This window comes from Priestia sp. LL-8 (genome assembly GCF_036227845.1).
Lineage (GTDB): Bacteria > Bacillota > Bacilli > Bacillales > Bacillaceae_H > Priestia > Priestia zanthoxyli.
The window spans coordinates 1,785,491-1,798,288 of record NZ_JAZAQH010000001.1 but is presented as its reverse complement, the minus strand read 5'-3'; the positions used below and the strand labels follow the sequence as shown (position 1 = coordinate 1,798,288).

The 12,798-nt window shown below is 37.4% G+C and carries 14 protein-coding genes; 3 read left to right on the top strand and 11 right to left on the bottom strand.

Annotated elements, in window-relative coordinates; translation table 11 throughout:
* Nucleotides 1–169 precede the first annotated feature (169 nt).
* Complete coding sequence (locus tag U9R83_RS09105) at nt 170–310, top strand: hypothetical protein (RefSeq protein ID WP_328575201.1); 141 nt, start codon at nt 170–172, stop codon at nt 308–310.
* A gap of 71 nt (nt 311–381) precedes the next feature.
* Here U9R83_RS09105 and U9R83_RS09100 read toward each other — a convergent pair whose 3' ends face one another.
* On the bottom strand, nt 382–828 hold the full coding sequence (locus U9R83_RS09100) for a hypothetical protein (protein ID WP_014460569.1): 447 nt from the start codon (nt 826–828) through the stop codon (nt 382–384).
* Nucleotides 829–1,154: 326 nt separating this feature from the next.
* Between U9R83_RS09100 and U9R83_RS09095 the strand changes: the two genes are divergently transcribed.
* Nucleotides 1,155–1,310 carry an aspartyl-phosphate phosphatase Spo0E family protein gene (locus U9R83_RS09095; RefSeq protein ID WP_016763750.1) on the top strand — a complete coding sequence of 52 codons (156 nt, stop codon included), beginning with the start codon at nt 1,155–1,157 and terminating at the stop codon, nt 1,308–1,310.
* A gap of 135 nt (nt 1,311–1,445) precedes the next feature.
* On the opposite strand, the gene U9R83_RS09090 is transcribed toward U9R83_RS09095, so the two are convergent.
* The 10 genes from U9R83_RS09090 to U9R83_RS09045 all read right to left on the bottom strand — a co-directional run bounded on the left by U9R83_RS09090 (nt 1,446) and on the right by U9R83_RS09045 (nt 11,678).
* On the bottom strand, nt 1,446–2,414 hold the full coding sequence (locus U9R83_RS09090) for an extracellular catalytic domain type 1 short-chain-length polyhydroxyalkanoate depolymerase (RefSeq protein WP_243549134.1): 969 nt from the start codon (nt 2,412–2,414) through the stop codon (nt 1,446–1,448).
* 410 nt (nt 2,415–2,824) lie between these two features.
* Nucleotides 2,825–4,171 carry an MFS transporter gene (locus U9R83_RS09085; protein WP_014460571.1) on the bottom strand — a complete coding sequence of 449 codons (1,347 nt, stop codon included), beginning with the start codon at nt 4,169–4,171 and terminating at the stop codon, nt 2,825–2,827.
* Between the two features lie 566 nt (nt 4,172–4,737).
* Entirely contained in the window at nt 4,738–5,067 is a 330-nt protein-coding gene (locus U9R83_RS09080; RefSeq protein ID WP_209368899.1) for a GNAT family N-acetyltransferase, read from the bottom strand.
* A gap of 87 nt (nt 5,068–5,154) precedes the next feature.
* A complete protein-coding gene (locus U9R83_RS09075; RefSeq protein WP_048021410.1) occupies nt 5,155–5,439 on the bottom strand; it encodes a DUF5316 family protein in 285 nt (94 codons plus the stop codon).
* 160 nt (nt 5,440–5,599) lie between these two features.
* Complete coding sequence (gene ybaK / locus U9R83_RS09070; protein WP_182420729.1) at nt 5,600–6,082, bottom strand: Cys-tRNA(Pro) deacylase; 483 nt, start codon at nt 6,080–6,082, stop codon at nt 5,600–5,602.
* Between the two features lie 149 nt (nt 6,083–6,231).
* The gene (locus U9R83_RS09065) at nt 6,232–7,221 is read right to left on the bottom strand and encodes an ABC transporter ATP-binding protein (protein ID WP_243549132.1); all 990 of its coding nucleotides are present in this window, start codon (nt 7,219–7,221) and stop codon (nt 6,232–6,234) included.
* A complete protein-coding gene (locus tag U9R83_RS09060; protein WP_243549130.1) occupies nt 7,214–8,212 on the bottom strand; it encodes an ABC transporter ATP-binding protein in 999 nt (332 codons plus the stop codon). The genes U9R83_RS09065 and U9R83_RS09060 overlap by 8 nt, the downstream gene beginning before the upstream one ends.
* Nucleotides 8,209–9,117 (bottom strand): ABC transporter permease, encoded by a 909-nt coding sequence (locus U9R83_RS09055; RefSeq protein ID WP_063247212.1) that lies wholly within the window; start codon nt 9,115–9,117, stop codon nt 8,209–8,211. The genes U9R83_RS09060 and U9R83_RS09055 overlap by 4 nt, the downstream gene beginning before the upstream one ends.
* A gap of 9 nt (nt 9,118–9,126) precedes the next feature.
* Entirely contained in the window at nt 9,127–10,080 is a 954-nt protein-coding gene (locus U9R83_RS09050) for an ABC transporter permease (protein WP_028413754.1), read from the bottom strand.
* Between the two features lie 59 nt (nt 10,081–10,139).
* A complete protein-coding gene (locus U9R83_RS09045) occupies nt 10,140–11,678 on the bottom strand; it encodes an ABC transporter substrate-binding protein (protein ID WP_226701161.1) in 1,539 nt (512 codons plus the stop codon).
* A gap of 291 nt (nt 11,679–11,969) precedes the next feature.
* Between U9R83_RS09045 and U9R83_RS09040 the strand changes: the two genes are divergently transcribed.
* Entirely contained in the window at nt 11,970–12,716 is a 747-nt protein-coding gene (locus U9R83_RS09040) for a gamma-glutamyl-gamma-aminobutyrate hydrolase family protein (protein ID WP_014460579.1), read from the top strand.
* The last annotated feature ends 82 nt before the right edge of the window (nt 12,717–12,798 follow it).

Here is a 12,798-nt window from a genome sequence, read left to right as displayed (position 1 = left end):
GGAAATGGGAGTTTTAAGCTCTCTTGATTATATTTATTTCTAGGAAGATATTTAAGAGATGTACTACTCTTTTTGTTCTATGTGTTGAGAAAATAAAATAAGGGTATAAAATAAATATAGGAGAATGAAGATGAAAGTAGAATGTATATTCTAAAGGGAGGGATTTATTGTGATTGTTACTTTAGGTTTTGTGGCATCAATTATTGCGTTGTTTATGCTTTTTACTAACCGGACGTCCAATATCCCGGAAGAAATAATCCATGAAACAACACATCCCAATAAAGAAGAGCAGTATATGTATTATATATAAAGCGTCTTAACAGACGCTTTTTTGTTGCGCTTTTTACAAAGTCTATAGCGGTTAGAAACGGCCCTCACCTATCATTTATCTTTATTTGTCAGTGCCTGATAGCCATAAATAGTTAAACAGAAACCAATAAATGAAAAAAAGATATGTTTTGGTTTAAAGTTGACTAACTTAAATAAGTCCAACTTTTGATACAAGTAACTTAGCGGAAAAGCAAATAGTGAATCCATAAGTAAATTAACCAGAAAAAATCGTTTGAAGCGGCCAAACGTAAAATGAAAGATCCACAGTGTCCCGACCAAAAAGGGACCAAAAATAAAACTGCTATCGTTTAAAATTTTCCCTTTCCACCCTCCTTTTACACTCCACCACTTGTAAGGAATAGCTAATGAACACATTCCAATTACTAACGATGAGGCAAAAAGAGAAGCGGGAAAATAGGTCCTAATTGATTTTTTTGGCATAAAAACAAGGGAAATCCATGGAAGAAGCAATTGAAGAATTCTAATGACATTGGGCATATTAGTAAATTCTCCTTTCTTATGTTAACATGCCTAAATGTAGTGGTATTATGCCTATATCCTAAAAATAGGATGAGCTCTATTACTCCTAGAGTTATTTACAACCGGTGGAACAATCATGATCAAGACAGTGCACGGATTCCAGCAAAACGGTTAAGAGTTAATTCTTTTTAAGTAAAAATATCTGAATTCAAAATACGACAGACTTCGACACTGTCTATTTGTTACTATATTTTTTAGGTTATATTTTTAGATTTGAAGCGTTTTTACATAAAAAATTCAATAATTTAAGCCTTTAAAATGACGTGGCAAGTGGAGGAAACTTAATGTGTTTCAAATGTAGACTACTGCTGATAAAGATAGAATTCATACGAAAAATGATGATGATGATTGCCTTAGAAGAAGGATTTACAAGTAGTAATACCATTAAAATCAGCCAGGATCTAGATGTATTGTTAAATCGGTTTGAAGCTACTTGTTAAGAAATGCTGGTGGATAACAGAAAAAGGATCTTTCCATAAGATCCTTTTTTGTTATTGGTCGACAATTATTTGTTTCAAAAAAATGAAGGCTGATGTTATTTAGTAGTACATCTTGATCGTTCGTTCATATTCTATTTAATCTTTCTGTGCTTCAAAAAAATCCCACATTATTTTTGAAGCATTAGGACCTTTTGAATCAGTATCTGATCCATTGTCATTTCCTCCTGACCATGCATGCCCCATATCCTCTACCATAATTTTTTTCATCCAGGTTTTATTTTCTGTATCTACGTAGTCAGACATTATGTAGCTATAATGATTTCCATTGTCTTGTGACGTATAAAATGCAGCCTTTTCATGTAGGTTTATACCGAAATTCTTATAGGTATAAATCCACTGCTGAATTAATGTAGACGCATTAACTGGATTGACTGTTGTATCTGATTGACCATGAAATGTAATGATGGGAACAGGCCGTGCATAAGGTCCCATTTTCTTATAAGCTTCATCACCGTCAAGTTCAGGATTTAGAGATCCATATAGCATAACTTCTCCAGCTGTGATGAGGTCTACAGCATACGCATTACTGCCTGCTGAATGAATACCTACCGCTTTAAATACATCAGGATAAGCAATAGCCATCACATTTGCCATAAATCCTCCAGCTGACATGCCAGCAAGGTATATATTAGTAGAATCAATCGCATATTTAGTGGTTATGTGATCAATCATATCTTTTATTATGTCTGGTTCTCCATTACCGCGAAACTGGTTATACTCATAAAACCAATTCCAGCACCCGTTGGAATTAGCAAAGTAATTCATCTGAGGGTAGAGAACAATAAAGCCTTTTTCTTCCGCTAGCTTATTCATCTCTGTACCCGTAGCAAAATCATCTGCGTCTTGTTGACACCCATGAAGCATAACGATTAATGGTACTTTACTTAATCCAGTATATGTACTTGGAACATATACCTTGTAGGTAAAATAATCATCATAATTATACTCTTTCCAAATAGGTTGAAAGAACAGGCTCTGTAATTCTATTAAAAGCGTAGAAGCAGTTAAAATTGGATTTGTAAAAAAGGAACATAAAGTATTCACGGAGTTTACCCTCTCTCTATTTCTGATGTATACTCTCTATTTCGTTATATCACAAAATAATCCTTTTATTATGACGCTGATCTTTTGTATATGCCTTTAATTATTTCTCTCTTCATGCTTTAGTCGTACAAATTCATATAGTAAGTTACGCTCTGCGTTGGATAACAACTTTAGTTAATTTTATTAAACTTACTATAACGACTATCCAATCGGAAAAATTTTAAAGGGAGTGTTCAAAATGCCGAAAGTAAAGCCTGGTTTTGAACATTATTGGAATGAGATCATACAAGGACTTATTATCACCAAATAATATACGAAAATCTTAGTATAGAATTAAGGGTATAAAAAAAGACTGGCTATAAAAAGCCCGTCTTTTTTATGTTACCAAACGATTATTTATTTAATCAAAATTAAAAACTGATATTATTTGGCGGTACATTGTCTCCTTTGTCATCTGTCTTGAGCTCGGATTCTATGTATGAATCTTTAGAGGATTCTCCCATACGCCAATAAACAAGGAAGCTGATGGCAATACACCCTGCTACATAGAAGAAGAAAATTGATTCATGGCCAATACTTTTTAGCCATAGTGCGATAAATTCTGCTGTCCCTCCAAATATGGCAACTGTAAGTCCGTACGGTAATCCTACACCAAGAGCTCGAATCTCTGTTGGAAAAAGCTCAGCTTTTACAATTGCGTTAATAGATGTATAACCAGTTACAATGATAAGTCCAACTGTCATTAATAAAAAGGCCATGACTGGGTTATGTGCTTGTTTCATAAAAAGAAACAGCGGTACAGTCAGCAATGTTCCCAAAATACCAAAGCTCATTAACAGAGGTCTGCGTCCAATTTTATCCGATAGCATACCTGCTATTGGCTGAATAACAACAAATACGAGCAGCGCACAGAAGTTAATCCAGCTTACGACCCCTTTATCTAGTCCTACACTGTTTACCATAAATTTTTGCAGATACGTTGTATACGTATAAAACGCAACCGTTCCTCCTAATGTTAAACCAATAACGGTCAATACTGCTTTAGGATGCTTCATAAGTGCTTTAATAGTCCCTGCATTTTCACGGCTTTCAGAGTCCATTTTAGAAAATTGCTCTGACTCATCCATCGTACGGCGCAGCCATAAAACGCTTAGCGCTCCGATGGCTCCAATGACAAAAGGAATACGCCAGCCCCATGAAATCATATCTGCTTCACTAAGAACGTTTTGCAGAATAATTTGAACACCTAATGCTACCAGCTGACCAGCAACAAGCGTTACATACTGAAAGCTTGAATAAAATCCTCTTCGCCCGCTGCTTGCCATTTCAGAAAGATAAGTTGCAGACGTTCCGTATTCTCCCCCTAAGGAGATTCCTTGAAGCAAACGTGCGAGTACTAGAATAATAGGAGATAATAATCCTATCGTACTGTAGCTGGGGGTACAAGCGATAATCAAAGAACCGCTGGCCATAATCGTAATAGATAAGGTAAGCGCAGCACGGCGACCATATCGGTCCGCGTAGCGTCCCATTAATAAACTACCGATTGGACGCATTAAGAAACCGACGGCAAAGATTGCAGCTGTGTTAAGCAGCTGACTTGTTGGATCGCCTTCTGGGAAAAATTGCGATGAAAAATAGACGGCAAAAGCAGAGTAAACGTACCAATCGTACCATTCAATTAAATTCCCAACAGATCCTTTAAAAATATTACTTGTAACACGCCTGTTGTTTGCAGCTTCACTGGTATGAGCCATGAGTGATCCCTCTTTTCTTTGAGTGTTTAATGTTGGTTCTCCTGTAACATGAAGTAGTAAGTAATTTACCAGCAAATCTTTTTTAACAGCTAGATTGTATTGCTTTCTATAAAACCTATTCAACCAATTATTTATATAATGAGAGCGCTTAACAAAGGTTGAATAATTCATTTCGATATCACCTATAGATACAAAATAAGCGGGTTTAAAAGCGGCTGCTGTCTATTACATATGTAGTGTTAATCCTCCCTTCTATTTATATATTGTACTATTGATTTATTAGAAAATATAATATTTTCTAATTATTTATACAAAAATTTTACAAAGTTCGGTTTTCTAATTTATATGTGAAACAGAAAAAAACCACTTTCTTTAAGTAAGAACATGGTTAAGAAAATACTCTTTTCAACTTGAGAGTGTAAGCTGCTTACATTTACATAATATGTAGAATAAACATAACTTGTACTAAGCTCTAACCTAAATTTAAGATAATTATCGAATTTTAATCTTATCCTCTATTATATATACAGCCATAGATGCTCTATAATTTTGTTACATTGGCAACCTTAATTTGGCTCAACTGCCTCTTTATCTGTCTCAGCAAAAATAGAATGTATATCATAGTTCTTACAAAGAAAGCGAATCATGCTGCTTCCTATTCCTTTCCCTCTCTCTTTTGGTAAAACAGCTATATGTTTTATAACAGCTTCCTTGGCGTTAAGAAATTCAACTCCTATACAGCTAACTGTTTCTCCATTTACTTCAATACTATATAATTTCCGACTTGGCAAACACGTGTATTTTTTATACTCTCCATCAACCTTCTCTTCTAAAGTTGCATAAGATAATAGCTTTTTTATTGTCGGGTTCACCATAGTTGAAGTGATTTCTTTCATCCTAGCACCTCTTTTCGCTATTATCTTATGAATAATTAGTTTGTTTTTTAGGACCTTGCGGCTTGCTCTTACATGTCGAAGAATAAACTATACAAAGTAATGAATGAGAAGAAATACCCCGAGAACTGGAGCGGCAGCTAGCATAAGGTTTATAGAGTTTGTAATTCTCCACTTCTTGTCTGTTTTTGATTCTGTGGAAAGGTTAGCTCTCATTCGATCACCGCTTACAGCTGCTCCAGATATGATAAGAGCTAGTCCCACTAATATAATGAAAGCGGTGAAAAGTACTGTTTCTGAATTTACGTTAGCTATTGTACATGCTACTAAAAGAATAAAAGATAAAATGAACCCACCAATAATTGATTTAATCATTTCCTTCCTCCTAGTTTTTTATAAAACCCCACATATTATCTATATAATATCATTTTTTCTATATTTTTACTTTTATTTTTTGTTATTCCAACAGTAATTAAAGCAATTAAAAAAGCGAAACGCTTCTGTCTAAGTGCGTTTCGCTCAAGGGAACTATATTTCAACTATCTTTTGTGATGTCTGCCGGACGTATACGAATTACTTTTGATAAGTCACTTAGTGGTAACTGTATCTGATGACCTACACGCCCGCCTGAAAAGTAAATCGTTTCACAGTCTTCTGCGGTAGAGTCAATGAAGGTTTCGAACTGCTTTTTCATTCCGATAGGAGAACACCCGCCGTGAACATATCCTGTAAGAGGTAACAGCTCTTTTTGAGGAATCATTTCTAAGGACTTTTCACCAGCTGCTTTTGCCGCTTTCTTTAAGTCAAGCTCCTTTTCAACCGGCACCATGAAGACGTAATGTTCTTTTGATTTCCCTACGGTCACCAGTGTCTTGAAGACTTTAGCAAGATCCTCTCCGAGCGAAGTAGCTACCTGTACCCCACTCAGATTTTTAGTTTCATAAGAATAATAATTGTACTCAATTTTTTTCTGATCTAAAATTCGCATTACGTTCGTTTTGTCTGCTTTTTTACCCATAATTATCACCGATACTATCATAACACGTTTGGTTTTCATATCTCCATATATTAGGATAGGTATGTTATTTTGTTTATTAAAAAAGCCACTAGAGACGCTAGTGGCTTTTTTCATTCCATACATTCAATTGTTCTAGTGCATCAATACATTTATCTATATAGGTGACATTTTACTTTATGCTTGCTATCAATCACTGTATCTTCAGGTGTTTCTTTCATGCAGCGGTCAAATGCGAACGGGCATCTTTTATGAAACGCACAGCCTGAAGGTGGATTAAGAGGAGAAGGAATTTCACCTTTAACCTCAATTTTTTCACGTTTTTCATGTTCGTGAATTGCCGGGACAGATGATAAAAGAAGTTTTGTGTAAGGATGACGAGGATTTGAAAAAATCTCATCTGTTGGTCCTTCTTCTACTAATCTGCCTAAATACATCACGCCCACGCGGTCTGCAATATGTCTTACGACGCTTAAATCGTGGGAGATAAAGAGATATGAAAGCTTCATTTCTCTTTGCAAACTGCGCAGCAAGTTTAAGATTTGTGCTTGAATGGATACGTCCAGCGCTGAAACCGGCTCATCACAAATGATGAGCTTCGGGTTTAAGATTAATGAACGCGCAATGCCTATGCGCTGGCGCTGGCCGCCTGAAAATTCGTGCGGATAGCGGTTGTAATCTTCTTCATTAAACCCAAGCTTTTTTAATAACTCAATAACAAGCTGCTTTCGTTCGCTTTTGACGCCTACATTATGAATTGTTAATGTTTCTTGAATAGAAGCACCAATTTTTTTCCTTGGGTTAAGAGAAGTGTGCGGATCTTGGAAAATCATTTGCAAATCTTTGCGAATGGTTCGTAAGCGTGAGGCTTTGGATTCGAAAATACTTTCTCCATTAAACTGTGCTTCTCCGCCCGTTGGTTCTACTAATTTTAAAAGCGTGCGCCCTGCTGTACTCTTTCCGCAGCCAGATTCACCTACTAATCCGTACGTTTCGCCTTCATAAATGTCAAAGGATACATCTTGAACCGCTTTGATTTGTCCCTTCGCTTTTCCTAAAGCAGAACGAACCGGATAGTATTTTTGCAGGTTGCGAACTTCAAGCAAGGGCTTCACGCTTTGCTGCTTTGCTTCACTAGACATACGCAACCTCTCCTTCTTGAATTTTTTCATAGTGCCAGCATCGAACGCGATGCGTCTCATCGGCATGCTCTAAAACAGGCACTTCTTTATGGCATTTTTCCGTTGCAAACGGGCATCTTGGTGCAAAACGACAGCCATCTGGCACGTTTGAAAGCGGCGGAACGGTTCCGGGAATGGACGAAAGCTCTTGTGTTCTGTCGCCATCTAAGTGAGGAACCGACTTAATTAAGCCCATTGTATAAGGATGAAGCGGCTTTGAAAACAGCGTTTTAACGTCCGTTTCTTCCATCACTTGTCCTAAATACATCACGGCTACTTTTGTACAAATATTAGCGACAACTCCTAAGTCATGGGTGATGAACAGCACGCCCATGTTGAGCTTGTCTTTTAAACCCATCATAAGGTCAAGGATTTGCGCTTGAATGGTTACGTCTAAAGCCGTTGTTGGCTCATCGGCAATAAGAAGCTTCGGCTCGCAGGCTAAAGCCATCGCAATCATAATGCGCTGCCTCATTCCTCCCGAGATTTCATGCGGATACTCTTTTGCTCGCTGTTCTGGAGACGGAATGCCAGTTAGTCTCAAAAGCTCTACGACTTTCTTTTGCGCTTCTTTTTTAGAGACTTTTTGATGCAGACGAATCACTTCAGCAATTTGTTTTCCAATTGGCATAACGGGATTTAATGACGACATGGGATCCTGGAAAATCATTGAGATTTCGTTTCCTCTTAGCTTTTGAATTTGCTTTGAAGACATGTCCAATAAGTTTTTTCCTTCAAACAAAATCTTACCATCGTAGCTTGTTAGGTCTTCATCTAATAGCTGAAGAATAGATTCGGACGTTACGCTTTTTCCAGATCCGGATTCACCGACAATGCCTAATACTTCTCCTTTATTTAATTGAAGAGATACATTGTCCACAGCCGTTACTTCTCCGCTATACGTTGTAAAAGTTACTTGTAAGTCTTCTAATTTTAAAAGGGCGTTACTCAACGTTTTTTCCTCCTTTTCTTCAGCATTACGTTTTTCGGATTTAACCAATCGCGCAGACCGTCACCAAATAAATTAAGACCGAGTACAATTAAAATGATGAATACACCCGGAAACACGGTCATCCACCATGCGTTGTAAATCGCAAGCTTTCCGTCATACAGCATATTCCCTAAGCTTGGCGTTGGCGCAGGAATTCCAGCTCCTAAAAAGCTTAGAGAAGCCTCTGTTAAAATCGTCACGGCAAACACGTATGTTACTTGAACGATTAAAGGTGATAAGACGTTTGGTGCCATATGAAAACAAATGATTCGAAGTGAGCTTGCTCCTTGAGCTTTTAGCGCTTCAATAAACGTTTTTTCTTTTACAACAAGCGCAGCTGAACGAACAATTCTCGCAATCGAAGGAATAAATACAAGGCTCAGTGCGATAATAACGTTGCTTGTTTTAGGTCCTAAAGCAGACATGATGGCAATTGCTAGTAAAATAGATGGAAAAGCAAACAAGCCGTCACAAATTCTCATTAAAATATAATCGAGAATTTTATAATAAGAAGATAAAAGTCCAACGATTAAACCAAGTACAGTAGCAATAATCGTTACTGCGGCTCCAATCATTAACGATATTCTGACGCCGTACATTGTCCGACTAAATACATCTCGTCCAAAGTTATCCGTTCCAAACCAGTGCGTGCTTGATGGCGGTGCCAATCGATTTGCAGGGTCGATTTGTAAGCTTCCAAAAGGAGAAATGAGCGGAGCAAAAACAGCAATCAAAATAGATAATGAAATAAGTATCGCTCCTCTTACTAGCAAACGATTTGAGAAAAAGCGAGCTGCCGCTGGGTTTCTTTTTTTCTTTGCAGTTACTGAAATGGTCTCTGTATTTTGTTGTGCGTTCACATTCATCACCCTCCTTTAATCATGATAAGAATTGCGTACACGCGGATCGATCACGGCATACAGCAAATCAACAACTAAATTGATGACCACATAAGCAACCGTAATTAAAAGTACAGCTCCTTGAATAAGCGCGTAATCTCGGCGTTCAATTGATGAAACAATTAGCTGACCTAACCCGGGGATGTTAAATAATGATTCTGTTACTGCCGCGCCGGTTACAAGTCCTGCAAATGATTCTCCGATAACTGTTAAAATCGGTAAAAAACTCACGCGCAGCGTATGCTTAAGCATAATTGTACGTTCATTTAACCCTTTTGCTTTTGCCGTTTTAACAAAGTTTTCAGAAATGGTATCGAGTAAAGAGGAACGCGTCATACGCGTAATTAATGCAGCTTGAATCGCTCCAAGCGTAATCGTTGGTAAAACTAAATACTTTAAGTATTCAAATAATCCAGCATTTAACGGAACGTATCCTGAAACAGGGAAAATTCGAAGCTGTACAGCAAAAAGCAAAATAAGGAATGAACCGAGAAGAAAGCTAGGAATAGAGATACCTAAAAGACTGGCTCCCATAATGCTTTCATCACGAATCGTTCCTTTATGTTTAGCTGCATATATACCAAATAGTAAAGCAAACACCACGCCAAAAATTTGCGCAAGTATAGCTAGAGAAACCGTAGGACCTACATTATCCCAAATCGCCCCGAGCACAGGTTTATTTAAAAAGTAGGAATAACCAAAATCTCCGTGAAAGATGTTAGATAGCCAAATAAAGTATTGATTGACAACAGGCTCATCCAATCCCATTTCTTTGCTCAGCGCTGCAATTTGTTCCGGACTTGCGCCTTGTCCTAAAATGATTGCTGCGGGACTTCCAGGCGTTAAGCGCGTAATTAAGAACACAACAATAGATACAATGAATAAAACAGGAATTAGTGCAAAAAGTCTCTTAAGTGTATAAGCTCCCATTGTAAACTCCTTTCTAAAACAGAGAGCATAAGCCCTCTGTTTATTAGAATAATAAGATATTATTTTGTTAAACTCATATTGTAGAAAATTGGACCTAAATTATACTCATAGCCTTTTGCATTGTTAGAAACGGCATTGATGTTCACTTTATGACCAATAAGCGTGAACGGAAGCTCGTCCCATACGTATTGCTGAATGGCATCAATGTCACCGCGAGCTTCTTTAACAGAAGGAGCAGCTTTAATTTTGTTTAAGTAGTCCAGTGATTTTTCAACTGATGTACCTTTTGTAGTCCAGAATCCTTGGAAGATGGTAGAACGAGCATTCCAGTCAACAGGATAGATGTCCCATTGGTTTGTATCACTCATTTTATCGCTGAATGTCGCCCAATCGTACACTTCTAATTTCACATTCATACCAATGTCTTTTAATTCTTGTTGAACCACAACAGCTGTATTGTATTGATCTTGGTAATCACGAGACGCCATTAAGCGAATTTCTTCTCCGTTATAACCAGATTTCTTCAAATATTCTTTTGCTTTTTTCTTATCGTGCTGGTTATATTCTTCTTTTCCAGCTGTACTGTAGTAGTTTGGATACTCTTTGTTCACAATGGATGAAGAAAGCTTGTAATAATCTGAGCTTCCGTAAGAACTGTCTAAAATATCTTTTGAGTTAAGAGCTGCGTTAACTGCTTTTCGTGCATTGATGTCTTTAAAGACGCCTTTATCTGCGTTGTAGAAAAGTCCCATAAATCCGCCTGGTGATGTTTCTACTTTTGCATTTTGGCTGCCTTCAACTTGTTTGGCATTATCACTTGATACAGATAGCGCAACGTCAAATTGTCCGGTTGTAATACCAGAAATCCTAGTTGACTCATCGCTTACGAAACTAATCTTAATTTCATCGACGTGAGGAGTTTTCTTAACTTCGCGGCCTTTCGAAGAATAATCTTTAAATTTTTCTAATAAAAGATATTGATTTTTCTTCCACTCTTTTACTTTATATGGACCTGTTCCTATGTAGTCTTTGATCCCTTCATCAGATGCATTGTCAACCACTTCTTTTGGTAAAATAGCTGCTGCGGGGATTGGATCAGCTAATAAAGATAGCGTGTTAACATTTGGCGATGGTAAATGAAGCTCTACCGTGTAATCACCGGTTTTTGTCATTTCAGCACCAGAGAAGTTTGTTTTCCCAAGGGATGATAGCTTAATCCATCGGTTAATAGAAGCGACAACGTCATCTGCAGTCATTTCTTTACCGTTATGGAATTTAACCCCTTTTCTTAATTGGAACGTGTATGTTTTTTTATCATCGCTAATATCTACTTTAGACGCTAAGTCAGGCTTAGGATTTCCTTTGTCGTCTAAAATCATTAACCCTTCATAGATACTGCGCGTTGCATCTTTTACATCTGAGTCCCCAGTGATTTGAGCATCTAGCGTTGCTGGCTCACTTTGAGACGCGACGTTTAGTGTTCCGCCTTCTTTTCCTTCTTTTTCACTTGAAGTATTTTTACTTGCGTTACCACTGCACCCTGCTACTATAAGGACAATGGTTAAAAGAGAGATGAAAAGTAAATAAGTCCTTTTCACTAAAATCACTCCTATTTCCTTGTATAAAATTTTAATCCGACTATAATAAGAAGAATAGTAGGAATGTGAACAATTGTAGCACTACCTTTTACCTTTGGCAATTAGTATTTTTAACATACAGAGGCTATTATACCATTTTCTATTAAATAAATATGGTATATATGTATAATAGTTGAACAAAATAACCATTTATTTCTTATAAAACAGGCGATTGAAAACACTTTATCAACGCAGTAAAAAAGAAAAAACATCTCAAGAAATGGTAATTTAACAAAAAAGGAGAAAACAACAGTGGGATTTTTAATTGGTATATCAGGAAGCATTATTGTCGATCAAGGAGGACGCTTTCCAGGCTATAAGCGAGCGTATGTAAATAACGACTATATTGAATCAACAGCGCTCAGCGGCGGAGTTCCTTTTATCTTGCCAGTGCTAAAGGAAGAAGAAATGATTAAAGCGCAGGCAGAAAGTATAGACGGGTTGATTTTATCAGGTGGACAAGACGTCAATCCCCTTTTATACGGTGAAGAACCGACAACCAAAACAGGTTCCCCTTTTTTAGCACGAGATCAGTCTGAACAGCTATTGTTAAAGCATGTGATTGATCAAGGAAAGCCGGTATTAGCGATTTGCCGGGGCTTGCAAATTTTAAACGTTGCTTACGGCGGCACTCTTTATCAAGACATGTCAGACATTAAAGAGTCATCTATCAAACATGATCAATACAACAATACAAGCGACCCTTCTCATTCCATCATGATTAAAGACGGAACACGCCTACATGACCTTTACGGTAATCAAGCTCTTATTAATTCATTTCACCACCAAGCTATTAAAGACGTAGCGCCAGGTTTTGAAGTTTCCGCATGGGCAAAAGACGGCGTTATCGAAGCCATTGAAAAACAAGGAGAACAATTTGTAGTTGGCGTGCAGTGGCATCCAGAAATGATGGCAAAAGAACATACTTCAATGCTGAACTTGTTTAAACTGTTTATGGAGCATGTGCAGCAGTCGGCTAGGAAAAAAGTCAGCATTTGACGTTTCAATCTACTTTGTTACCACTATGAAAAAGGCAGGCCATTGCGGCCTGCCTTTTTGTATTAACTGAAGATGCGCAAAG